Raw genomic sequence first — 23,023 nt, forward strand, 5'->3', positions numbered from 1 at the left:
GTTTTGAGTTAGCTCCAGCGGTTTTGGTGAAGTGCACCCCGATTTTGGGCCAGCGGGAGCTGGAATTTTCCGGGGTTAAAGCTCAGCTCGGCGGGGGTGCCGATGAGCCGTTCATCAGCGAAATCGGCACCCTGTTGCCGATCGCGCTGTGTGGCCGGAATTCGTTATAGTCTCTACGCCAATCCTCCATCTTCAAGCGCGCGTCGTCAAGGCTCATGAACCAGTGAGCGTTCAGGCACCCAGCCCGGAACTTGCCGTTGAAACTCTCGATGTAGCTGTTGTCCGTCGGCTTGCCTGGGCGCGAGAAGTCGAGCACGACACCCTTGTGGTAGGCCCAGAGATCAAGATCTCGGGAGATGAATTCACTGCCATTATCGACGCGAATGGACGCGGGATAACCGACTTGCCGGCATACTCGTTCGAGCGTTTGGACCACGTCCTCGCCCCGGTAGTTGAAGCGTGCATCGACTGCTGGTGAGAAGCGCGAGAAGGTATCGACGACTGTCAGCACCCGGATTTTGCGGCCGGTGGCCAACTACTGGTCATGAACGAAATCCATTGCCCAGACGTGATTGGAATGGGTCGGCTCCGTCCGGTCGGCTCGCAGCTTCGCCTTGACCCGACGCTTGGGAACCTTGTTGCGGAGTTGCAGATCCATCTCCTTGTAAAGACGATAGATTCGCTTCGGATTGACGGGCCAGCCGTCGCGCTTGAGCAGGACATGAACGCGACGATAACCGTAACGCACCCGTGTCTGGCAGATGTCTTTGATCTTCAGCTTCAACTCGGCCTGCTCGCCGCGCCTGGACTTGTAGACATAAAGCGACCGGTCAATCTTCAGCACCGAACATGCGCGCCGGATAGAAACCTTCCAGTCTGCCTTGATCATGTCGACAAGCTTGCGCTTGCGGGCAGGCTTCAGAGCTTTTTTGACAGCACGTCCTGAAGCATCGCCTTGTCCAGCGACAGGTCGGCAACAATCCGCTTCAGCTTGGCGTTCTCCTCCTCGAGCTGCCGCAACCGCTTCATCTCTGACGGCATCAGACCGGCATATTTTTTGCGCCAATTGTAGAAGGTCGCGTCCGAAATTCCTGCCTTGCGGCAGACCTCACCGATCGGCGTCCCGTCCTCCGCCTGCTTCAGAACAAAGGCGATCTGCGCTTCCGAAAACCTCGAGGCCTTCATCGAATTCTCCTCTTCTGCCCAACAGGGATCATAAGTGGAAAATTCCAGGTCTGAATGGCCTAATTTAACGGGAGCACGTCACCCGCTTTGAGCGAAGGGAGGCGCAGTGCTGGCGCGCTTTGGCGACATATTTGTTCAGCAGTGCCTGCACGCCGTCGGTGCTGAGCTTGCCACCGTTCCCGCCAAACTAAAAAAATGAACGCTTCCGAAATAGGCAACAAGAAAAAGCACCGAAGTACCCAGTGCTGTAATGATTACTTTGCGTGCGAGACAAAGTACACGGCTAGAAGGTCGACTCACTCGACCAATTGCAGGACGCGACATAAGGGCTTGAAAGGCAACGCCCGTTCTCCTGGTTCTCCGTCAGATCAACCAACAATTTGGTCAGCCGCGACATGGGTTTGGCACTTCTTCGGGCAGACGCGGGCGCAGGCTCCACAGCCGATGCAGCGGCCGGCGTGGTCGATAACCATGATCGTACGACTGAGCTCGCCATCGAAGTCCTCCTCCTCGCCGTCGCAGGCGCCGAGGATTTCACCCGATTCGTCGACGCCGTGCAGGTGCATGACTTCGCGCGAGCAGACTTTGGCGCAGCGGCCGCAGCCAATGCAGGTCACGGCATCAATCGTCGTCAGATATTGCGGAATCCACGTCGAGCCATCGCGGGTAAAGAAATGATTGGTCATCGTAAGTTCTCCAACGCAGGCTGTTCTCGGCAGCGGCCGAATGTGGAATGTCTTCCAAGTCGGACACGATCTCATCCCGTCACAACCGTCTTCGTCCGCCCGTGTCCCGGTTTTTGTTATTCAGCCTATCGGTGGCGGTCTGCTGATCATCGGTCCGCCATTGCAAAAATGTGCCGAGGCTTTTTCGAGCCTCGACCTTTGAGACGGCCGCGGCAGCGGGACCTGTGGGGCATGTGGAGAGAGTGGCCCCGCTGCCTGACGTCGGCCCCCCGGGGAAAACGGGACGGCCGAGGTTTGTCGTCGCCAGGTCGACCATCAACCCTGCCACTTCGGTATACCCATGGATCTCAATGCTCGCATTGCCCACCAGTTTCGCACCGGCGGCCGGCGAGCTTCCCAAGCGTCTCGGAGCCCAACCGGCAGGCGTCGGTGAATACGACCAGGTTCGGGCATCCAGAAGCCCTCGTTGACCCTCGTCTTAATCCGGGGAGCCACCGGCTGGTGCGCGCGTCGCAAGCGCGACGGCGATGTGGAAAGGATCGGAACCGCCGACAATCTGAAACGTATGGGCGCTGCCGCGCAGTCCCCCTCCTTCAAGTTCAGAATAAGGGAGCTGAAATCGATCCTCCTGTCGCCGCTGACGATATGCATGTTGGTTCGAGATCGATAAGGGAGGCGAGCATACTTCCGCGTGGCGGCGCACGTGCCCATGCGCTCCTTGCAACTCCTTGCGATCTGACACAGACCTGCCATGTTTACCTTTCCTCGTTGATCCCTACCGATCGGCAGCTTTCGGCGCCTCTCAATGGAATGTCTTCAAGACTTGTGCCAGTTGGCGGCTGGACGAAGAACGGAGTTTGTTGCGGCTTTTCAGTCCTTTATTCAGAGGCAAAGAAAAATTTGGTAAACGAGCTTGTGTCGCTGAACCGACAAATGTCGACGCCACCGTTTGGATCGCTACACATTGCTCCTCGCCGGCAGGTGGTGTCGACAGCAAAGCTCGCCGCTGCCCACGTCGGTCCTCAAGCGCAGAGAGGGCCGGCGATTAAATTATTGACGGTTCGACCGTCAGGCTCGCGCCACTTCGGGATAGGCTTCGATAACAGCGATCGCATCGTCGACGAGTTTTGCACCGGCCTCGGCGAGGTTCCGAAGCGCCGCGAAGCGAAACTGGTGGACGTCGCGCACTGTTTTCGAAAAGACGACCAGCCGCCCCGTCGTGAGAAGCACTCGCCCAAAGCCCTCATAGCTGATCATCATAGTCGGCGACGCCACCAGACCGGTGCGCGCTTCGATTGTAAGGCCGACGGCGGTGTAAAAGAGATTGAGCCTCAACATGACATCCGCATCGGGATCGCAGATGATCGGGATTTGACGGCGCTGGTCTTCGATGACGATGAATTTTGCCAACAGCTCGACGTCCGATGCGCCGTCCTGCCGTCCATAAGCATCCTCAGCGCGGATCAGCCGCGTGAGGCATCTGACGAAAGGGGTGGCAAGCGCCGCCTCGTGCTCGTTGACAGCGGGCGTGCCCGCAGTGGCCGACATTTTTTTCATGACATCAGTCCTCGTCCTCGAACGGTTTCTTTTCGGCGACACCTGCTTGCGCCAGAGCCTTGCGCAGCCACGGCGGCGGAGCCGTCCTAAGCATTTTCTGGGTTCGCGAAAGCACGTCTTGAATGGGTTCAGGGTGACCCACGTTTATCGGGTGGATTTTCGCCGCTACCACCTTGGCTGCGGAAGGTCCGCCGATAGCCACACAAAAGAGGAGGTGACAGCCGCTCAACGCGTTGACCTTCGGCGTGATCCGGTCATCGCCCTCGATCCGATGCTTCCCGGTCTCGTCGGAGACGTCATCGAAGCTCACCGCTCCCACCAAATCCCAGCCGTCGCGCGTCACGTCGAAGACTGCAAAGTGCTTGGCCGATCCGAAATGGGCATTAAGCGCTTTCATATCCTGCGTCGCAATCGCGATGCGCAATGCGCGGTGATTCCGCGGGTGGATCTCGTCAGCGACGAGCGACAGGCGACGAACCGAATTCATCCGGCATTACTCCGCTTCCGCAGTGCATCGACCATCTCGGGCGATGGCGTGTGCTGGTTGGCCTGGAAGTTGTTTGCCGATCTCCGTCAATGCATTTACAAGCGACCAGGACTTCACACCGCCGGTGTTGATGAGTACGCGCTTGCCTTGGAGCCGGGGGCGATATACCTCAAGTCTTTTCCACGCAATCGCCTCCTCCTCACCGATCAGGGCCTCGGTGCGCTCGATGAGATCTGGATTGGCGCCCTTCGCCACCAGGAGTTTGGCGATCTGCCTGAGAGCTTCTGAAGTGTCGCTGATGCCGTAAAATGAGCCCTCAAAGAACGGGATACCCCAGCGCTCCTCCATCTTGCGGGCAAGATTGATGAGTGCCGTCGAGCACACCAACATGGCTGCGCGGGCGCGGTGCGCTGAGGCGACATCGCGGAAACGCGCGTCGCCAGGAATACAGGCGCGCACCCGGATGCCTAGCCGATCAAGCAGCGGCGCCACCAGCCAGAACTCACCGGAGAGGTTGAATTCGCCAAGGACATTGATGTCGTAAGGACCGACGTCGTCCGGCTCCACCGTACCGATGACATGATCAAGCAATGCCTCGCCCGCAAGCTTGTTACCAAGGTTCTTGGAACCGGCGAAGCCGGGTGCATTGACCGGCACCACCGGCAAGTCGAACCTTTCTGCTGCGCACTTGCAGACGGCTTCGATATCGTCGCCAATCAGTGCCGTCACGCAAGTCGAATATACGAAGATCGCCGACGGCGCATGCGCCTCCTTAATCTCGCGGATTGCTCTGAAAAGCTTCCGCGCGCCTTGCCCCATCACCACGTCGAGCTGGGTGAGGTCGGTCGTGAAGCTTCTACGCCAAAGGGTTGCTCCGGACGAAGCCGCGCCGCGATTGTCCCAGGAATTGCCCTCGCAGGCGAGCGGTGCATGAACGAGATGTGCGACGTCGGTGATTGGCTGCAGCACAATCTTGGCACCATCGAAGGCGCAGCCTCCGGCTGCCGCGCCGGGGGTTAGCGGTTTCGAACAGCCCTTTTTGCGCGCCTTGTCATCTTTGGCTCGATTTATCTCGCAGCCGGGCTCGTCGAAAACATCCTGGATTTTAGCAGTGGGCGATTGCATTACGCCATTCTCCCAGTCCATTGGAAGAGGGTTGGCCGCGTCTCAGCCAACCGCTGCTTTTACCGCGTGAGGTCATAAGAATAATCCGTCACACCGATCTTGCTCGTTTCGCGATCGAGCTTGTCGAAGATCTTGTCGAGGATCGTCGTCAACACGCGGAGCCCTCCTTGGTAGCCCATGAGCGGAAAACGATGATGGTGGTGACGATCGAAAATGGGAAACGTCAACCGGATCAGTGGTGCCCCGGTGTCCCGCTCCAGATATTTGCCGTAGGAATTGCCGATCATCAGGTCCACCGGTTCGGTAAAAAGCAACGAGCGCATAGCCCAGAGATCCTTGCCCGACCAGACTTGGGCATCCTTGCCGAATGGGGACGATGCAAGCAGTTCCTTCATCTCCGCTTCCCAGGCCGGCGTGCCGTTGGTGGCGAGGCAGTGGATCGGCTCCCCGCCAGTCTCCATGACAAACCGGGCCACCGCGTAGACGAAGTCGGGATCGCCGTAGATTGCGTATTTTTTACCATGCAGCCAGGATTGGCTGTCCGCCATGGCGTCGATCAGTCGGCCGCGTTCCAAGCGTATTGTCTCGGGGATTTCCTTGCCGGAAATCTCCGACACCTTCATCAAGAACTCGTCGGTTGCCTTGGCCCCGAGCGGGTAATGGAAGGAGGCGGTAGCCTGCTCGAGCTCCTGGCAATACTCGAGCGTCTTGCGGGTGTTGTAGTGCTGCAGCGACAGTGTCGCTTCGGCATTGAGGGCCCCTTTCACGTCCTCGATCTTCGTCCCACCGTCATACATGCGGAATTCGCCGTCGGATGGCGTATCGAATTGGTCGGAGGCATCCTGGATGAAGGTGTAGGACACGCCCATAAGGTTGAGCAGGCGCTTGAGTTCGCGATTGTTGCCGACGCAGAAGCCATCGAAGCCCGGGATGATATTAATCGTGCCAGCCGCCTCCGTGCGCTCCTTGCCTTTCCAGAAGTGCTCCAGGATGCCTTTGACCATGGCGTCATAGCCGTCGACGTGGCTGCCGACGAAGGCAGGCGTATGGGCGAAGGGCACGTCAAATTCGGGAGGGACTGAGCCTTCGCTCTTGGCATTCTCAATGAAGCCATGCAGATCATCACCAATGACTTCCGCCATACAGGTGGTAGAGACGGCAATCATCTTCGGGTCGTAGAGCGCATAAGTATTGGCGAGTCCATCGACCATGTTCTTCAGGCCGCCGAACACTGCCGCGTCCTCTGTCATCGAGGATGAGACTGCCGATGAGGGCTCCTTGAAATGCCGAGAAAGGTGCGACCGGTAATAAGCAACGCAGCCCTGGCTGCCATGCACAAAGGACATGGTCCGCTCGAACCCCGCGGCGGCGAATACGGCGCCCAGCGGCTGGCAGGCTTTGGCTGGGTTTACCACGAGCGCTTCGCGGGCAAGATTCTTTTCGCGATATTCCCACGTCGTGGTGTATTCAGCTTGGTTAGTTACGATCTGATCGGAGTGCGGACATTCGAAATTCAGCTTCTTCTCCGCTAGCATCTTTCTGTATTCCGGCTCCCGGAACAGCGGAGCATGGTCGAGAATATTTTCGGCCGACTGTGGCATGATCATCACCTTGTTGCATCTGACTTGCCCAGACGCCGGTAAAGGGGCGTCGAGGCTTTTCAGGTTTTCTGCGGATCAATGGGTGCTGGCGTTCATCGCCATCGTGGTCGCGGGAGGTCGGGTCCTTATTTCGGCTGCGACCGCGTCAGGCTTCATGGCGTCTTTCTTCCATGGTGCTTCGTAAAGGTCCCAGATCGGGCTGTTTACGGCAAGATCCATGTCGCGGGCGAAGATGGCGAAGCCGTCATAGCCGTGGTACGGGCCGGAATAATCCCATGAGTGCATCTGGCGAAAAGGTATGCCCATCTTCTGCACGGGGTATTTTTCCTTGATGCCGGAGCCAACAAGATCGGGACGAATCCTCTCGATGAACTTATCCAGTTCGTAACTGGTTGCGTCGTCATAGATCAGCGTGCCCTTCTTCACGTAGTGGCCGGTGCGCTGATAGTCGTCGTTGTGAGCGAATTCGTAGCCGGTTCCGACGATCTGCATGCCGAGGTCTTCATAGGCGGTGATGACGTGACGGGGGCGCAAACCGCCGACATAGAGCATCACTCTCTTGCCTTCGAGTCGCGGTCGATATCTATCGATGACCGCATCGACAAGGGGCCGGTACTTGGCGATGACCGCCTCGGTCTTGTCCACGATTTCAGGCCCGAAATGCCTGGCAATCTTGCGCAGAGAGGCCTCGATCTGGGAGGGGCCGAAGAAGTTATATTCCATCCAGGGGATGGCGTATCTTTCCTCCATATGCCGGCAGATGTAGTTCATCGACCGGTAGCAGTGGATGAGGTTGAGCTTGGCCTTAGGGGCACGCTCCACTTCCGCGAGCGTCGCGTCCCCCGACCAGTTGCCGACCACGCGCAGCCCCACTTCCTCGAGCAGAATGCGGGTGGCCCAGGCGTCGCCGCCGATGTTGTAGTCGCCGACGATATTTACGTCGTAGGGGCCGGGCTCGAAATCTAAGGTTGCCTTGTCCAACACCCAGTCGCGGATGGCGTCGTTGGCGATGTGGTGGCCGAGCGATTGCGAGACGCCGCGGAAGCCTTCGCAGCGTACCGGCACGATTGTTTTTTTGTACTCCTTGGCCTTCTTGCGCGACACCGCCTCGATGTCGTCGCCAATGAGACCGATGGGACATTCGGACTGAATAGTGAGGCCCTTGTTCAAGGGAAACAGTTCCTCGATCTCATCGATGATCTTTTCCAGCTTTTTGTCGCCACCGAAGACGATGTCCTTCTCCTGGAAGTCGGAGGTGAACTGCATCGTTACGAATGTATCGACACCTGTTGTGCCGACATAGTAGTTGCGTCGCTGCGACCATGAATATTGACCGCAGCCGACCGGCCCATGCGAGACATGGACCATATCCTTGACCGGGCCCCAGACCACGCCTTTGGAGCCAGCATAGGCGCAGCCGCGGATCGTCATTACGCCTGGAATGGACTTGATGTTCGACTTTACGTCACATTCGGAGATGGCCTGGCCCTCCTCGCAGACCTCCTCGCTATCCGATGCGACACTGAGGTGCTTTTGGCGACGTTTCGCCGCTTTGTTTGGGTAATGCGACAGCACTTCCTCGATAAGCTTCTCATGGAGAGCACTGTCATTCTCGTAATCGAGGCTCATTCGCCTGCCCCCTTTTCGCGGTTCGGGTGATGCCTCCAAGAAGAGGCAGCGTTGGTGGAATGTTGCGCCGGGTAAAGTTCCGACCTCGTCTGCGAGGCAGTCACTGGACTGCTGCTACCGCCGCTTCTTTGGCCTGGAGTTCTGCAAGCATCTGCTCGTCCGTCTTCATGATGCCGAAGTCGAGCAGCATGTCCTCGAGTTCCTCCATCGTGATCGGGGTCGGGACGGTGCCCTGGCCCGAATTGGCGTGGATCTTCTCGGCTAGCGCGCGATATTCCGCCGCCTGCTTGGAGTCCGGTGCATACTGGATAACCGTCATCTTCCTGAGCTCGGCGTGCTGGACGATGTTGTCGCGTGGCACGAAGTGAATGAGCTTGGAATTGAGCTTGGCCGCGAGTGCCTCGGCGAGATCGAGTTCGCGGTCTGTCTGTCGCTCATTGCAAATCAGCCCGCCAAGCCGCACGCCGCCCGAGTGGGCGTATTTCAGGATCCCCTTAGCGATGTTGTTGGCGGCATAGAGTGCCATCATCTCGCCGGACATTACGATGTAGATTTCCTGGGCCTTGTTTTCGCGGATGGGCATCGCGAAGCCGCCGCACACCACGTCGCCGAGCACGTCGTAGGAGACGTAGTCGACATCATCGTAGGCGCCGTTTTCTTCCAGGAAGTTGATCGACGTGATGACGCCGCGCCCGGCGCAACCGACGCCCGGCTCGGGGCCGCCCGACTCTACGCATTTGATGCCTTTGTAACCGACCTTCAGCACGTCCTCCACCTCGAGGTCTTCCACCGAACCTTCCTTTGCCGCGAGATGCAGGACCGTGTCCTGCGCCTTCGAGTTCAGGATGAGGCGGGTGGAGTCGGCCTTGGGATCGCAGCCCACGATAAGGATTTTCTGCCCGAGATCGACTAGGGCCGCGAGCGTATTTTGAGAGGTGGTGGACTTGCCGATACCACCTTTGCCGTAGAATGCGATTTGACGCAGACCTGCCATGTTGCTTTCCTTCGTTTGTTCGAACCATCGCGGTTGCCCGCAGAATGAATGTCGCCGGCAGCTTTTGCCGCCTGCGTAGGGATGGTTACAAGACCCGTGCCAACTCGGCGGGTAGACCGAACAGAGTTACATTGTTGTACGTTACCAGTTACTTATGCGGAAACGAGACTACCTGCATCACAAAGCAAATCCTTGTCGCGGAACCGACAATTGTAACCAGCAATTGTCGTAAGCGTCGCCTATCAGACGTAAGATCCGACAAGACGATGCTGCCGATCAGGGCTGAGGAGGGGATGGGAGCGCTCTTCTCGTGGAGGCTTTATCAACGCGAAGTGCCAGACGTTCGTCCAAGTGTGCTTCACGCTGCTTTCCCGGCCCTCACTGGATTAAACCGCGATTGACTTCGGCCATCGGAGCTCAAATGGGTACTGTCGTATGAATGTGCATTCGTCCTATGACGATCCACGAGCTGGTGCCTTCGGAAGAGCTCCATGTGTGCCCTACATCTGGAGGCCCGGCTTGCACTTGCCGGGTACTGCGATAGCGTGTGAGGAAGGTGAGCTGATCTGAAAATCAGGCAGACAACTTCAAGTGTCCGGCTGCCCGAGAGATTTCTGGACTGCTGGGATGATCCTGTCTCCCCAGAGCTCTATCTGGCGCAGCATCGTTCTTTGGTTCAGATCCCCCAACTGCGTCTGAATTGCAATCTGGTCCGGCCTCAAGACTTCGATCTCCTCCAGAAGGCGATCAATCACGCGATTTATGCTCCCGATGGGCAGGTTCTTGCGCATAGTCCGAACGAGAGGTTCTGGTGCGTCGGCACCTCCTCCAACATGTAGCCGTCCTTGCTCTGTTGCGACGCTGATGCAGGGCCTCGGACAGCCGGCGCTGAAAGCGCGCGTTATCGAGGTAGTGGTTGATTTCCGCTCCATTATCGCTGGCATAGCAGCAGCGCAAAAGCGACAGCTTGGCGTCACGGACCTTTTGCCCTCGGATATAGCGGCGGTCTGGATGATGTCTCGCAGCATGCCCAGAGTTTCCAAGCCCTCATGGAGGCCGTAACGAAAAGGTTGTGTCCCTCACGATAGGCTCGGCACATTGTTTTGGAGGACCCGGTGGCAATCCAGATCGGCGGGGCTGGCTTTTGAAGAGTTCGCACTGAAATCGCCGTCGCAGGTATCTGCGTAAAAAGATCTTTTGCTTGAGACCCTTGAGCAAGATGTCGAGGCATTCCGAAAAGACGGCCGGCGCCTCATCTACATTGACGCCGAAGCGGTCGAATTCAAACTGCTGGTATCCTGAACCAACGCCGAGCTCCAGTCGGCCGTTCGCAACGATATCGACAAAGCCGATTTCCGCCAGCAGGCGCTGCGGTCGATAGAGTGGCAGTACGCAGACCGCGGAGCCGAGGCGTATGGTGCTCGTCAATCCGGCACAGTGGGCGACCATCAGCAAGGGCGACGGAACAAGGCTGTAGTTGGTGAAGTGGTGCTCGGCGAACCAAGCTGTGCGGAAGCCAGCCTGCTCCGAAAGAACGGCCTGCTCTACTGAGTTGCGGATGACGCTATCGCAAGATGGTAGATAGCCTCGCTGGGCAGCCAGGATGATTGCGAACTCCATTGTGTCTCCTTGTTTGCGGCAAGGATCACACAGCTCGTGATGACTGGGCGGTCAATACGGGCATGTAGGTGTGCCCGGCACGACCTCGATTCACGAGCACGCTCCCATGATCGATGAAGCGACTCTGTCGACGGGGTTTCATTGTGGTTAAGAGCTCCACAACCAATATGGGAATTCTCAGCTCCCCGCGTCTCAGGACGAGCTCCAGCCTCGGTCCACGTGCAGGATCGAGCCGTTGATATACGAGGCATCAGACGATGCCAGAAAGTAGACGGCTTCGGCGACTTCCTCCGGTTCCCCAAACCTGCCCAAAGGGATCTCCTGTCGGAGCGATCTCGGGCCTGTGCCGGTAGCCTTTTCGCACTGGATGTCGCCAGACGCGCGGATGTGACGTGGAGCGACTGTGGCTATGCGGATTCCAAGCGGCCCCGAATTCGGCCGCCATGCACCGGGTAAGCATATCAAGGCCGGCGTTGTACGCGGCGTAAGCATGATTCATCGAGAGCGGTAAGAGCCTGCAACTCATTGCGAGATACAGGATTACACTACCAGGTCGCATCGATATCGCCGCCTCGCGTAAGCAGGTGAAGGCGCCAGTTAGATTTATGCGCAGAGTGTTTTTGAGCCCTGCCGCAGGCTGCTCAAGATCGGGGCGAATGTGCATTCACGCCAAGGCCGTTGACGAAGACGTCGATGTGGCTGGAGCGCTTCCGCAATTCTTCGAAGAGAGCGACGACGTCGCTCTCGACTGTCCTTTCCACGCGTTTTGACAGGTGCTTGTCGCCGAGCAAGTCAGCGAGCTTTACCGCTGCACCACCGCCTCCGTCAGCGATCACAACCGTATCGCCCCTCGCTGCAAAGCGGCGAGCGATAGCCGCGCCTATGCCTTTAGCACCGTCTATCACGACCACCGTTCGCGCATCGGTGTCCTCGACCGGGCGTAAGAGTTCTACTCCGGGCGTCCTACCCTGAGTCCGGTGGGCTTCACGAGGCTGGCTGAATGACATCCAGCCACCATCGACTACAAGCGTCGATCCGGTGATGTAACTTGCCTGCTCACTGGCCATGAAGTGCACAGCTCGCGCGATCTCGTCGGGACGAGCCAATCGGCCTATCGGCACGCCGCGCCTTATTGCCCTAACGTCCAACTTGCCAGCTGTTTCTAATTCCGCGACCATTGGCGTATGCACGTAAACGGGGGCTACCACTGTCACGCGGATGCCACGCGAAGCCCCTGCGCACGCCAGCGTTTTCGTGATTGAGATCAGCGCAGCTTTCGAAGCGGCGTAACCATTGCGCTTTGGGTTGCCGAGGAGGCCAGCAAGCGAAGCGACGTTGACGATGGCTGCGCCAGGTTTCATCAGCTTGGCGATTTCGCACGCCACCCAGTACGGCCCGATGAGGTTTACTGCTGGAGCGCTTTGAAAATCTTGGATGGGCGTATCGACGGTCGCAGCCATCGTCGGCCCTATTCCCGCATTATTGACGAGCACTCCAATCTGCGAGAATCCTTTGTCCAGAAGGGTACAGAATGCGAGGACATCGTCGTGTCGCGACACTTCGAACTCAAGGCCGAGATGGGGCTTGCCGAGATGACGGCTCAGTTCGACACACCGCTGTCTGGAAGGTCAACCGCGACTACGATGTCTCCACTCGTGGCAAATATATCGACCAGCGCACGACCAATACCCCCTGCCGCATCTGTCACGATGATGACCCGCCCTGGCTGAACCGGGGAATCGTCCAGACGTGTCTTCACAGGGCAGAGAGTTTGTAGGCGGGATCATTCGGGTGCGGTGCCCCAATCGGCTGGCGAGGACCAAACCGCTCAGCTTCAGTGAAAGTCGCGGGCCTCTGCTCTTCAACCCAATCATAGACTACGGTGCGTTCGAGGATGCGCCACTCCCCTTCCCTTTTCTGAACCAAATCACAGTAGCGTCCGCACAGGAGCATCTGCCTCATCGGGTCCGCGCTGCAGCGCGATGAAATAACTTTCGATCGCGGCCTCTGCCGAGCCCACGAACTCGACCATTATGTTTGCAAGCTGGTGGATGTTGCGCGGCTGGGTTTTGAAGACACTAAGCGCAAGCTGAATGAACCCTCCGGCGGAGCCGCAGTAACTTCCGTGATTGTCAGTTGCATCCGGCCAATGCTGCGTAAAGCGGCCTCGTCTGGAGACAGTCGCGGATTGCTTCCCGGTCGAAGAGTTGGGTCATGGTTGGTTGATGCATCGGCTCAATAGAGGTTCTGAAAATTCTATGAAGCGTGTCCTCAGGACCACGCGTTATCGGCGAAGATTCACGGTTTCCGGCGCGAAGCTCATTGCTGCCACACCTGGACCGGACAACGAAGTTTTCCAGATTTCCCCAACAGGGCCGGTCTGGTCTTCATCACCTCGTTTTTCCCTTTCGCTTACGACGGTCTAAGCTTCCACCTTGACCCGAGAACTCAACCGAATGTGCGGTAATGGTTCCTGAAACCGCGGCCACTCGGACCTCAGATCCGTGGTAGTGTGCTCACTAGCAACTTGGCGCTGCCGCTCAATGGAGGACGTTCAAAGTTCATGCCAACCTGGCTGACCACCCCAAGAATGCATTTAAATGAGCGCCCAGCTACTTAGCCTCAATGTAGGAGAAATGGGCTCGAACGAGCCTCTGTCGTAACGCCGATAAAGGCGACAGTCGTCTTAACGCCCTTAAAGCCGCTGCAGGTCGTTGAGCGGTTGGGCGTTTTGAGCCGTGCGCGTCTGCGTACAGGCCGGAGCCCGATCAGGTCCAAGTCAGAGTGAGATCCTTGATCCCGAATACATGACCGCCACGGGTAATCGGCGCCGTACCCTCTTTGATGCGGAAAGTCGGGATGCGCGCCAACCATTCGCGTAGGCCAACGACAATTTCTCGCCGTGCAAGGTGCGCTCCGAGGCAAACGTGTGGACCATAGCCAAAAGCGGTGTGGTGGTTCCCCCGTCGTGCCAGATCGATAGTCTCAGGGGACGCGAATTCCGATGGATCACGATTCGCAATCATAGTGGCGCACGAAACATACTCACCCTTACGGATCGGCACGCCTTCGAACACGATATCCTTCGCGGCCACGCGGATCATCTGAACGGTTGAATAGGCGCGCAGCAATTCTTCAACGGCGAGCATGACCCGATCCGGTTCGTTCCGCAACAACTCTTGGTCCTTTGGATTGCGTGCGAGATAGGCCATGTCAAAGCCTATGGCAGCCGCGACCGTGTCGAGTCCCGCGACCAAGAAAAGCACACCGATGCCACGGACTTCCTCTTCTGTTAAGGAGCGGCCATCAATCTCCGCCCGCACGACAAAAGTCATGAAATCAAAAGCTGGTGTCCTGCGGCGCCTGGCTGCAAGTTCGTCAATGAAGCCCACGATAGACCGGGCTGCTGCCGTTCGCTTGTCTGCGTTACCGTGGAGTAAATCGCTTACCCAGCCAACAAACACTTCAGATCGCCTCTGCGAAAGCCCGAGAAAGCTAAGGAAGACGCTGACCGTGAAGGGCAAGGCAAACTCCCTCATGACGTCACAGCTGGTTCTCTCTCTCGCTATGCGGTCGATCAGCGCGCGCGCTCTCTCGCGGATAGTCGGCTCGAGTGCAATCACCCGCTTGGATGAGAACAGAGGATCTAGCAGTGCACGAAAGACACCATGGGTCGGCGGATCCAGTTCGAGCGGGATGACCGGCCAATGTTCGCCAAGTGCGGAGCCCAAGATGCTGCGATGGCTGGAAAAGGTCCTTGTATCCTGCAGCACCCGCCGCTGGTCTCTCGCGCGTGTTATGACCCAGGTACCTCGCCCATCTCGCGTGTTGGACGGAGAGTAAAAGATCGGAGGGCCGTCATGAACACAGGCAATGGCAGCGTGCGGATCGCCGTTAGGCGTCGGAGCCATGCCAGGTGAACTGAAAAGACTGAAGTCCCGCACCAGTTCGCGCGGTACATGATCTGGAATGGTGTTGGTCGTCACGCGCTTTGTCCTTCTGTCAATCACTCATCAACTGCGTGGGCTGTCGAGGATCTGAGCGGAACCGATCGGGAGAACTCCGTCAGAAATCGTTCTTTGCCCCTTGGGCGACGATCAAGAATGCGGGAATGTTGGGGTAAATACCTGCTGCACAGACAGGCAGCCTGTGGCGGCGCCGCAAGAAGTGGACGCGATCTGCGAAATAGGTCGCGCAAAAAAAGCATTTATTGTCCGGCCTCAAGAGCATTACTCCGCTGGCTTGACAACCGCCGGCATGGTCTGGATTGGCGCCTTGCCTGCAAGGGCGGCTGCAAGATGCGCCTTGGCAAGCTCGCCTTCCCATTTCGCCACTACCACAGTCGCGACGGCATTGCCGATCAAGTTGGTTAGCGCGCGGCATTCCGACATGAAGCGATCGACGCCGAGGATCAGCGCCATGCCGGCGACCGGTACGGACGGAACGACCGAGAGAGTGGCAGCGAGCGTGATGAAGCCGGCGCCGGTGATGCCGGCGGCCCCCTTCGAGCTCAGCATAGCGACGAGCAGGAGCAGGATCTGGTCGGCGATGGAGAGCGGAGTGTCGGTCGCTTGAGCGATGAAGAGTGCCGCAAGCGTCATGTAGATGTTAGTGCCGTCGAGGTTGAAGGAATAGCCGGTCGGGATGACGAGGCCGACCACCGAGCGCGCGCAGCCCGCGTTCTCCATCTTGTTCATGAGGCCCGGGAGTGCTGCTTCCGAGGAGGAGGTGCCGAGCACCAGCAGCAACTCCTCCTTGATGTAGCGGATGAGCGAGAGAATTGAGAAGCCGTTGTAGCGGGCAACGGCACCGAGCACGACGAAGACGAACAGGAACGACGTCAGATAGAAGGTGCCGATCAGCATGGCGAGGTTGGCAATCGAGGCGATGCCATACTCGCCGATGGTGAAGGCCATGGCGCCAAAGGCGCCGATCGGCGCGGCTTTCATGAGTATGGCGACCAGCCGGAAGATCGGTAGCGTCAGCGCCTGCAGGAAATGGACGACGGGCTCGGCCTTGTTGCCGACCTTGCCGAGCGAAATGCCGAAAAGGACCGAGATGAAGAGCACCTGCAGGATGTCGCCCTCGGCGAAAGCACTGACAAATGTCGTCGGAATGATGCTCATGAGGAAGCCGGTGACTGACTGCTCGTGCGCCTTCTCGGCATAGGTGGTGACCGCTTTTATATCGAGCGAGGCCGGATCGATATGCATACCCGCGCCCGGCTGCACCACATTCGCGACCACCAGGCCGATGACGAGGGCGAGAGTGGAGAAGGTTAGAAAGTAGAGCATTGTCTTGCCGGCGACACGGCCGACCTTCGCGAGATCGGTCATGCCAGCAATACCGGCCGCGACCGTCAGGAAGATGACAGGCGCGATGATCATCTTGACGAGCTTGATGAAGGCGTCGCCGAGCGGTTTGAGCTCAGTGCCGATATCCGGATAGAAATGGCCGAGCAGGATGCCTGCGGCGACCGCTGCCAGCACCTGGACATAGAGGTGACGATAAAAGGGTGTCTTGCCGCGGACCTCCGCGTAATGTTCTGCAATCGACATGATAGCCTCCACGGGTACATGCACGTGTCGTAAACCGGCACGCTGAATCGGCGAGGCGCAGCGGCCCACAGCCGGTGTCGGCGGCGGTGCCTGCCTCAGCGTTGGCTCCCACTAGGGCTCCACGCGAACGCTTTCCCCTTCCTCAGGGGCAAAGCAGCTCTCCAGTTCCTTGCATTCTTGGCAAGCGGCCGCCGTGCACAGCGAAAATCCCTCAGCCTCGCAGAGCTTGCGGTAAAAGTACTTCTTCCACCTCATGTTGTCGGTATTGCCGGCTGCAAGCTTGGGGAAATGGGTTGAGAGCAAACGGCTGAGTTCGACCCGATCGAAAAGGCCGAGCTCCCTCCAGAGATGGTCGTGGCGTAAAGCACGGCGGGCTATGATCTTGGCGAAACTTACGCTCGCTGAATCGTCCGGTCGAGCATGCGCGAGCAGCAGACCGCGCAGAAGCTCCTCCTCCATGCCAGGCTCCGCATCGCTGACGTCTTCCAGGGAGAAAGCGTGAATCGTTGGTGCGGGAAAACTGCGGTTCACGATGTCTCGAAGCTCGACTTGCGAAAGGCCCGTTGCCTCTGTCGCAGTTGCCTCGCCGGCATCGATCTCCTCAAGCGCACGCGAAAGGACACAAGTAAGCACGTACTGATCGAAATCCATTTTGAGATCTACGGACGGCCAGACTCCGGGGCCTAGAAGTTTGGACAATTGTCGCCAACCGGGCCGATCGGAGATTCCGGCTCCAAGGACTGTTCTCCCTTTCGACAAAGCGCGGACTTGAGCTAGATTTGACATGTTGCTTCCTTCCCTCTTCGTTCCACCACACCGAGCGCCCGCGGGTGCTTGCCGCAAGGCAATTCTGGCCAAGTCGGTTCAAGTGTCGTGCCAATCGAATCTGCCGAGCCGAAGAGGTAACTTTGTGGTTGCTAGTCAAGGACTAAACGAAAGTCTGGCAGGAGCTCGGGGGGATGCGGCCGTGTCAGGAGGACGACAAGGATAACATGAGATGTCGGTTCTCTGCCAAGAGTAGCGGCCGGATACTAAACAGGAAACGCCGAACCGTAACGCGGCAAATCGGCCTCGCAGGCGATAGTACGCGCCAGCAGCTGCCGGCCCATCGCGCCGACGGGCTGGGCCTTGAAAGGCGCCTGCTGGAGTTTGTGGCCAAAGCCAATACGCGCACACCAACATGGCCATGCCGCCACAAAGCAGTGCTGCTACAGTTTGGATGTCAAGTGGCACGGCCCTTGCTGCTTGCTCGTCGGTAGCCGCCAAGCTGCCAATCGCGGCGAAGACGCCGGTTCTCTTCCGAAGGATGCTGATGCCAATGAAAAAGGAGAAATGCAGATGCCGATGACAAAAAGAATTCCCTTCGTTGCCTTTCATACGCGCGTTCGCGACGAGACAGTGAAGGGGCCGAATCTCTACCGGTGGGAAGTCAGAACAACCGAGGATTACTTCAGCGGCAAGCGCGTCGTTCTATTTTCGCTTCCCGGTGCGTTCACCCCGACTTGCTCGACTCGGCAATTGCCCGATTTCGAGAAGCTATATGACGAGTTCCGGGATGCGGGGATTGAGTCGGTCTACTGCCTATCAGTCAATGATGCCTTTGCCATGAATGCGTGGGGTAAGGCCTTGGGGGTAGAAAAGGTCAATCTCATTCCGGATGGTTCCGGCGAATTCACTCGCAAAATGGGCATGCTGGTCGCAAAGCACAATGTTGGCTTCGGGATGCGCTCTTGGCGCTACGCCGCCGTGGTCAATGATGGCGTAGTGGAAAAATGGTTTGAAGAGGAAGGTCTCTCTGACAACTGCGAGTCCGATCCCTATGAGGTCTCTTCTCCGCAGAACATTCTCGAAACCTTGAGGACCGCTCCCGCCTCTTGAGCGGTCCCCAACAGGATTTTGATGCTTCTGTGGATGTCGTGGAGCCCGAGCGCTGACGTTGCGCTCCGCAGCTGCCGTCGGCACTAATCCATCGCACTCTCTTATGATCCCCGCCGCTGAGCAGGGCAAAAGACGGAGTTCCACACAGTCAGCGCGTTTCGTCCGACGCGCTGCCCGCTATAGCCTCTAAGCTTCGCCCGTCTGCGTCGCGGCGCCCATCTGATGTCGGGGGGCAGAGGATAGCCTCCTTTGCCCAGCCCCGGCAAACCCTAACACGAACTCGGTGTGATCAACTCGGCAATGTCGGATTTTCAACGGTGTCATACATGCGACACCTCTGTGTTAGGATGGGGTGTTGTTTTCGAACAGTTTTTCTGTTGGCACGCCAAGTGCATCGCTTTTTCGCAAGCGCAACTTGGAAACAGGAAACGGGTTATGATAACGCTCACCGACAGTGCCATTGCCGCAGTGAAATTTGCGCTTTCAAAGGCTCCCAAGCCGGCGACTGGATTACGCATCAAAGTGCAAGCGGGCGGCTGCTCTGGTTTCAAATACCACCTGGTTTTGGAAAGCGAGTCACGCAACGGCGATGCTGTCATTGAGGCGGGAGGGGTCAAACTATTCGTAGACTCAGACTCTCAACCTCACGTCGGCGGCATGACAGTCGATTTCACAACGGATGTGAATTCACCCGGATTCATCTTCGACAATCCCAACGCGAGCGAGAACTGCGCCTGCGGGAAGTCCTTTAGCTGACCGGGCAGAAGGAGAATACGAGATCATCATGAAAGGAGGATCAAGAATGCCGCATCAGTGCTGGTGTCCCAGCGTGCTCCTGGCGTCATTTAAGTAGGCGGAGGGCCATCCTGGATGTCGATCTATCTCGATAACAATGCAACGACACGCGTCGATTCCGAAGTTCTCCAGGCAATGCTGCCGTTCTTTGCGGACCAGTTTGGCAACCCCTCGTCGATGCACGACATTGGCGCCGCTGCCGGCGCAGCGATGAAGACGGCGCGCCAGCAATTGCAAGCGCTGATCGGTGCCAAGTTCGATCATGAGATCATCTTTACGTCGGGCGGGACCGAAAGCAACAATGCGGCGATTCTTTCGGCGCTGGACGTGATGCCCGAGCGATCAGAAATCGTCACTTCAGCGGTTGAACACCCGGCGGTTCTAACGCTCTGTGGTCACCTTGAAAAAACAAGAGGAATCAAGGTGCACCGGATCCCGGTCGATCAACATGGCCGACTCGATCTCGACGCCTATCGGGCCGCCCTCACCCATCGTGTAGCAATCGTCTCAATTATGTGGGCGAACAACGAGACCGGGACGACCTTCCCCGTGGCCAGGCTTTCTGAGATGGCCAAGAATGTCGGCGCAATTTTCCACACTGACGCAGTGCAGGCGATCGGTAAGCTTCGGGTGGACCTGAAATCGACCGCAATCGACATGCTGTCGCTCTCCGGTCACAAGTTCCATGGACCGAAAGGCGTCGGAGCACTCTACATAAAGAGCGGCGTGCCCTTTCATGCACTTATCATGGGTGGGCACCAGCAGTGCAACCGACGCGCGGGAACAGAGAACACGCCCGGGATTGTAGGTTTGGGCAAGGCAGGCGAACTTGCCTTGTGGCGCATGGACGAGGAAATCACATGGGTGAAATCGCTTCGCGATCGTTTGGAGGAAGGACTTCTCGAACGCATTCCCAAGACCTTCGTCACCGGCGATCCGCTCGCGCGGTTACCTAACACGACAAATGTGGTCTTCGAGGGCATCGGCAGTGAAGCCGTTCAGTTTCTCCTCAATCGCCACGGCATCACCTGCTCGTCTGGCTCCGCCTGCAGCTCTGGCTCCTCGCGAAAGAGCCATGTTCTCGAGGCGATGAACCCCGACGCTGCGGCACTCGGCGCAGTTCGCTTCTCCTTTTCACACTTCAGCCGCGAGGAGGATGTCGATCAGGTACTCGAGGTGATACCTGGAATTGTGATGAAACTTCGCGGTTCGTTTCCATTCTCTGCGGCAGGTGAAAGGCGGAGGATAGACAACTCCGCGGCCGCAGCACGCTGATCATTTTACGGGAACGGCTTGAAAGGTCCGCTGCCGGGTCGGCTTCAGCGTCTAGCAAGCAACTAGGACCAGAAAACTAATCCCACCTATAGGAGAATGCAATGACTTGTGATGGCGAGGCCGTTTCGAGTGACGCAATTTTCGCGCGGCTACTGAGCTTGTCGACTGCCGAGGAATTCTTTGAGGTCCTTGACGTTTCGTATGAGTCGAAGGTGCTCGACGTCTCACGGCTCCACATCATGAAACGCATGGGACAGTACCTGGCTGAGGGGAACTTTTCAGACCACCGCGCACGTGCGCGCGACGCGCTGGAACGCGCCTACGCGGATTTTGCGACTTCTTCGCCACTATCACATCGGGTGTTCAGGGTGCTTGAGCAACGCGATCCGACTAAAACTGCCGCGCCAGGGCAGACGTTTGTACCGTTGGAAACCGTGCTGAAGTCTTTCGGAAGCGACAGGTGAGTTTGGTTTACGACATATTATGTCCCAAATCCGACAAGACTGTCAGCAATCCAATCGTACAGAAACGAACAATGCTTAAATTCCAGTCGGTTACTGACAAGTCATGTGGTTGGCATGATTGGTGCTTTGAAGACAGGCGAAACCTTCGGGCCAAATGCGATCGGAGCTAAAGAAACCTCATGCACATTGTAGTCTGTATAAAGCAGGTACCGGACTCAGCGCAGATACGCGTCCATCCCGTGACAAACACGATTATGCGCCAAGGCGTGCCGACCATTATAAACCCTTACGACCTGTTTGCTCTCGAAGAAGCCCTCAAAGTGCGCGACCTCCATGGCGGCGAAGTCACGGTGCTCACCATGGGCCCGCCCATGGCAGAGGAAGCACTGCGCAAGGCACTCACTTATGGCGCAGACCGGGCGATACTCCTGACTGACCGTCACTTTGCCGGCTCTGACACGTTGGCGACTTCCTTCGCACTTTCTCAGGCAATATCGCAGATTGGCAACAGCTTTGACACGCCCGATATCGTCTTCACAGGCAAGCAGACAATCGATGGCGACACCGCCCAGGTCGGCCCTGGAGTAGCAAAGCGCCTGAACCTCGTGCAGTTGACCTATGTTGCGAAGATTACCTCCATAGATCTCAGCGCGCGCGCGATTACGGTCGAGCGCCGCTCGGAAGGCGGAACGCACGTTCTGAAAAGCAAATTGCCTTGCCTCATCACCATGCTAGAGGGCACCACCGTCATTCGCCGCGGCTCACTTGATGACGCCTTGCGCGCAGCGCGCAGCGAGATCGTCAAGTGGAATGCGGAGGAAGCCGGCATTGAAGACATCACCAAATGCGGGCTGCGGGGTTCACCGACGGTCGTCAAGCGGGTCTTCGCTCCAACCCCGCGAGAACAAAAAGCGGTGCAAATCGACACTACCGACAAGAGAGTGCACGACATAGCTAAAGAGCTGGTCGCGTCCATCTTCACTCACCAGCCGGCGCTGCAACACGAACTCTCCTCTGCTGATAGCGCGTGACGAAATAGGAGCAGATAATGGGAACTCGAAAAACTAAAGCACCGCCACCCGCTGCGCTCGGCCGAGCCGGCACCAAGAAGAACCTTCCTGACCACTTCAAGAACTACCAGCACGTCTGGGTTTTCATCGAGCTGGAGCGCGGTCAGGTCCACCCGGTCTCGTTCGAGCTTCTCGGCGAAGGACGCAGACTAGCTGACCAGCTGGGCGTGCAGCTCGCGGGTGTTGTTCTCGGGCCGCCCGGAGATTCTACCCAGCATGCTGTCGCTGAGGCTTTCGCCTATGATGCCGACCTGGTCTACCTCGTCGAGAAGCCGCTGCTCACCGATTATATAAACGAGTCTTTTACCAAAGCACTAACAGATCTCGTCAACACCTATAAACCCGAAATTCTGCTTCTCGGCGCGACGACGCTCGGTCGGGACCTCGCCGGTTCCGTAGCTACCACACTGCTGACGGGGCTCACAGCCGACTGCACTGGACTTGATGTGGATGCCGACGGTTCCCTCGCAGCCACCCGGCCCACATTCGGCGGCTCCTTGCTTTGCACGATCTATACGCTCAATTGCCGTCCTCAGATGGCAACTGTGCGACCAAGGGTCATGCGCATGCCACAGCGGTCAAACAAGCGAATCGGGCGGGTAATCCGGCATGATTTGCGGATGCTCGAGGATGAGATCGTCACGAAAGTCGTCGGTTTCCTTTCCGATGGCCAATCGGAAAACGCTAATCTCGCCTATGCGGATGTAGTAGTTGCCGGCGGGCTTGGACTCGGCGCTGCTGACAACCTGCAGCTCCTGAAGAATCTCGCGCAAACGATCGGCGGCGATTATGGCTGTTCTCGGCCGTTAGTGCAAAAGGGGTGGATGGCGGCTGATCGGCAGATCGGCCAAACTGGCAAAACGATCCGGCCGAAACTCTATATCGCGGCTGGGATATCGGGCGCGGTCCAGCATCGCGTTGGCGTCGAGGGAGCTGATCTCATAGTCGCTATCAACACTGATCCGAACGCGCCAATCTTCGATTTCGCCAATATCGGTGTTGTCGCCGACGCGGTCAGTTTTTTGCCGGCACTGACGGAAGTTTTCATCAGACGGTTGGCACCGGGCAATCATATCAGACTAGTGAACTGAGGTAGGAC

17 protein-coding genes and 5 pseudogenes are annotated in these 23,023 nt (G+C 57.7%); 6 read left to right on the forward strand and 16 right to left on the reverse strand.

Translation table 11 applies throughout. The features are described from left to right. Positions 1–82: 82 nt before the first annotated feature. The 16 genes and pseudogenes from NL154_RS28450 to NL154_RS28525 all read right to left on the reverse strand — a co-directional run bounded on the left by NL154_RS28450 (position 83) and on the right by NL154_RS28525 (position 17,228). Positions 83–1,185: pseudogene (locus NL154_RS28450) on the reverse strand (IS3 family transposase). Positions 1,186–1,553: 368 nt separating this feature from the next. After that, positions 1,554–1,871: a ferredoxin III, nif-specific gene (gene fdxB / locus NL154_RS28455; RefSeq protein WP_430961096.1), complete on the reverse strand. Its 318-nt coding sequence runs from the start codon at positions 1,869–1,871 to the stop codon at positions 1,554–1,556. A 1,068-nt stretch (positions 1,872–2,939) separates the two neighbouring features. Next, the gene (locus NL154_RS28460) at positions 2,940–3,428 is read right to left on the reverse strand and encodes a NifX-associated nitrogen fixation protein (RefSeq protein WP_430961097.1); all 489 of its coding nucleotides are present in this window, start codon (positions 3,426–3,428) and stop codon (positions 2,940–2,942) included. 4 nt (positions 3,429–3,432) lie between these two features. Further along, on the reverse strand, positions 3,433–3,915 hold the full coding sequence (gene nifX, locus NL154_RS28465; RefSeq protein WP_430961098.1) for a nitrogen fixation protein NifX: 483 nt from the start codon (positions 3,913–3,915) through the stop codon (positions 3,433–3,435). Between the two features lie 60 nt (positions 3,916–3,975). Beyond that, positions 3,976–5,040, reverse strand: a pseudogene (locus NL154_RS28470) (nitrogenase component 1); the annotation flags it as partial. 59 nt (positions 5,041–5,099) lie between these two features. Continuing rightward, entirely contained in the window at positions 5,100–6,641 is a 1,542-nt protein-coding gene (gene nifK, locus NL154_RS28475; protein WP_430961015.1) for a nitrogenase molybdenum-iron protein subunit beta, read from the reverse strand. Positions 6,642–6,716: 75 nt separating this feature from the next. Beyond that, positions 6,717–8,270 carry a nitrogenase molybdenum-iron protein alpha chain gene (nifD, locus tag NL154_RS28480; protein WP_430961014.1) on the reverse strand — a complete coding sequence of 518 codons (1,554 nt, stop codon included), beginning with the start codon at positions 8,268–8,270 and terminating at the stop codon, positions 6,717–6,719. A 100-nt stretch (positions 8,271–8,370) separates the two neighbouring features. Then, on the reverse strand, positions 8,371–9,264 hold the full coding sequence (nifH, locus tag NL154_RS28485) for a nitrogenase iron protein (protein ID WP_430961013.1): 894 nt from the start codon (positions 9,262–9,264) through the stop codon (positions 8,371–8,373). A gap of 587 nt (positions 9,265–9,851) precedes the next feature. After that, positions 9,852–10,884, reverse strand: a pseudogene (locus tag NL154_RS28490) (LLM class flavin-dependent oxidoreductase). 192 nt (positions 10,885–11,076) lie between these two features. Continuing rightward, positions 11,077–11,376, reverse strand: coding sequence for an SDR family oxidoreductase (locus tag NL154_RS28495; protein ID WP_430961012.1), 300 nt, complete (start codon positions 11,374–11,376; stop codon positions 11,077–11,079). Next, positions 11,369–11,548: pseudogene (locus NL154_RS28500) on the reverse strand (short-chain dehydrogenase); the annotation flags it as partial. The pseudogene NL154_RS28500 and the gene NL154_RS28495, both read right to left, overlap by 8 nt. Continuing rightward, the gene (locus tag NL154_RS28505) at positions 11,526–12,443 is read right to left on the reverse strand and encodes an SDR family oxidoreductase (protein ID WP_430961011.1); all 918 of its coding nucleotides are present in this window, start codon (positions 12,441–12,443) and stop codon (positions 11,526–11,528) included. The pseudogene NL154_RS28500 and the gene NL154_RS28505, both read right to left, overlap by 23 nt. Before the next feature lie 196 nt (positions 12,444–12,639). Continuing rightward, a pseudogene (locus NL154_RS28510) lies at positions 12,640–13,115 on the reverse strand (nuclear transport factor 2 family protein). A gap of 537 nt (positions 13,116–13,652) precedes the next feature. After that, the gene (locus NL154_RS28515) at positions 13,653–14,870 is read right to left on the reverse strand and encodes a cytochrome P450 (protein ID WP_430961010.1); all 1,218 of its coding nucleotides are present in this window, start codon (positions 14,868–14,870) and stop codon (positions 13,653–13,655) included. A gap of 243 nt (positions 14,871–15,113) precedes the next feature. Beyond that, positions 15,114–16,442, reverse strand: a complete 1,329-nt coding sequence (locus tag NL154_RS28520; RefSeq protein ID WP_430961009.1) for a dicarboxylate/amino acid:cation symporter — start codon at positions 16,440–16,442, stop codon at positions 15,114–15,116. Between the two features lie 111 nt (positions 16,443–16,553). After that, positions 16,554–17,228, reverse strand: a complete 675-nt coding sequence (locus NL154_RS28525; RefSeq protein ID WP_430961008.1) for a nitrogen fixation protein NifQ — start codon at positions 17,226–17,228, stop codon at positions 16,554–16,556. 552 nt (positions 17,229–17,780) lie between these two features. Here NL154_RS28525 and NL154_RS28530 point away from each other — a divergent pair. From NL154_RS28530 to NL154_RS28555, 6 genes are all read left to right on the forward strand, one after another. Then, positions 17,781–18,320: a peroxiredoxin gene (locus tag NL154_RS28530; protein WP_430961016.1), complete on the forward strand. Its 540-nt coding sequence runs from the start codon at positions 17,781–17,783 to the stop codon at positions 18,318–18,320. Between the two features lie 435 nt (positions 18,321–18,755). Next, positions 18,756–19,076: an iron-sulfur cluster assembly accessory protein gene (locus NL154_RS28535; RefSeq protein ID WP_430961007.1), complete on the forward strand. Its 321-nt coding sequence runs from the start codon at positions 18,756–18,758 to the stop codon at positions 19,074–19,076. A 114-nt stretch (positions 19,077–19,190) separates the two neighbouring features. Next, positions 19,191–20,390, forward strand: coding sequence for a cysteine desulfurase NifS (nifS, locus tag NL154_RS28540; protein WP_430961006.1), 1,200 nt, complete (start codon positions 19,191–19,193; stop codon positions 20,388–20,390). Positions 20,391–20,491: 101 nt separating this feature from the next. Beyond that, positions 20,492–20,854, forward strand: a complete 363-nt coding sequence (nifW, locus tag NL154_RS28545) for a nitrogenase stabilizing/protective protein NifW (RefSeq protein ID WP_430961005.1) — start codon at positions 20,492–20,494, stop codon at positions 20,852–20,854. Positions 20,855–21,033: 179 nt separating this feature from the next. Next, positions 21,034–21,885 (forward strand): electron transfer flavoprotein subunit beta/FixA family protein, encoded by an 852-nt coding sequence (locus tag NL154_RS28550; protein ID WP_430961004.1) that lies wholly within the window; start codon positions 21,034–21,036, stop codon positions 21,883–21,885. Between the two features lie 17 nt (positions 21,886–21,902). Beyond that, complete coding sequence (locus NL154_RS28555; protein ID WP_416068586.1) at positions 21,903–23,015, forward strand: electron transfer flavoprotein subunit alpha/FixB family protein; 1,113 nt, start codon at positions 21,903–21,905, stop codon at positions 23,013–23,015. The last annotated feature ends 8 nt before the right edge of the window (positions 23,016–23,023 follow it).

Origin of the sequence: Rhizobium sp. YTUHZ044 (genome assembly GCF_051123975.1) — a bacterium.
Classification (GTDB): domain Bacteria; phylum Pseudomonadota; class Alphaproteobacteria; order Rhizobiales; family Rhizobiaceae; genus Rhizobium.

Excerpts from the sequence above, each read along its gene's own strand:
- fdxB (WP_430961096.1), bottom strand. The coding sequence starts at position 1,871 with ATGACCAATCATTTCTTTACCCGCGATGGCTCGACGTGGATTCCGCAA.
- NL154_RS28460 (WP_430961097.1), bottom strand. The coding sequence starts at position 3,428 with ATGAAAAAAATGTCGGCCACTGCGGGCACGCCCGCTGTCAACGAGCAC.
- nifX (WP_430961098.1), bottom strand. The coding sequence starts at position 3,915 with ATGAATTCGGTTCGTCGCCTGTCGCTCGTCGCTGACGAGATCCACCCG.
- nifK (WP_430961015.1), bottom strand. The coding sequence starts at position 6,641 with ATGCCACAGTCGGCCGAAAATATTCTCGACCATGCTCCGCTGTTCCGG.
- nifD (WP_430961014.1), bottom strand. The coding sequence starts at position 8,270 with ATGAGCCTCGATTACGAGAATGACAGTGCTCTCCATGAGAAGCTTATC.
- nifH (WP_430961013.1), bottom strand. The coding sequence starts at position 9,264 with ATGGCAGGTCTGCGTCAAATCGCATTCTACGGCAAAGGTGGTATCGGC.
- NL154_RS28495 (WP_430961012.1), bottom strand. The coding sequence starts at position 11,376 with ATGCTTACGCCGCGTACAACGCCGGCCTTGATATGCTTACCCGGTGCA.
- NL154_RS28520 (WP_430961009.1), bottom strand. The coding sequence starts at position 16,442 with ATGTCGATTGCAGAACATTACGCGGAGGTCCGCGGCAAGACACCCTTT.
- NL154_RS28525 (WP_430961008.1), bottom strand. The coding sequence starts at position 17,228 with ATGTCAAATCTAGCTCAAGTCCGCGCTTTGTCGAAAGGGAGAACAGTC.
- NL154_RS28530 (WP_430961016.1), top strand. The coding sequence starts at position 17,781 with ATGCCGATGACAAAAAGAATTCCCTTCGTTGCCTTTCATACGCGCGTT.
- NL154_RS28535 (WP_430961007.1), top strand. The coding sequence starts at position 18,756 with ATGATAACGCTCACCGACAGTGCCATTGCCGCAGTGAAATTTGCGCTT.
- nifS (WP_430961006.1), top strand. The coding sequence starts at position 19,191 with ATGTCGATCTATCTCGATAACAATGCAACGACACGCGTCGATTCCGAA.
- nifW (WP_430961005.1), top strand. The coding sequence starts at position 20,492 with ATGACTTGTGATGGCGAGGCCGTTTCGAGTGACGCAATTTTCGCGCGG.
- NL154_RS28550 (WP_430961004.1), top strand. The coding sequence starts at position 21,034 with ATGCACATTGTAGTCTGTATAAAGCAGGTACCGGACTCAGCGCAGATA.
- NL154_RS28555 (WP_416068586.1), top strand. The coding sequence starts at position 21,903 with ATGGGAACTCGAAAAACTAAAGCACCGCCACCCGCTGCGCTCGGCCGA.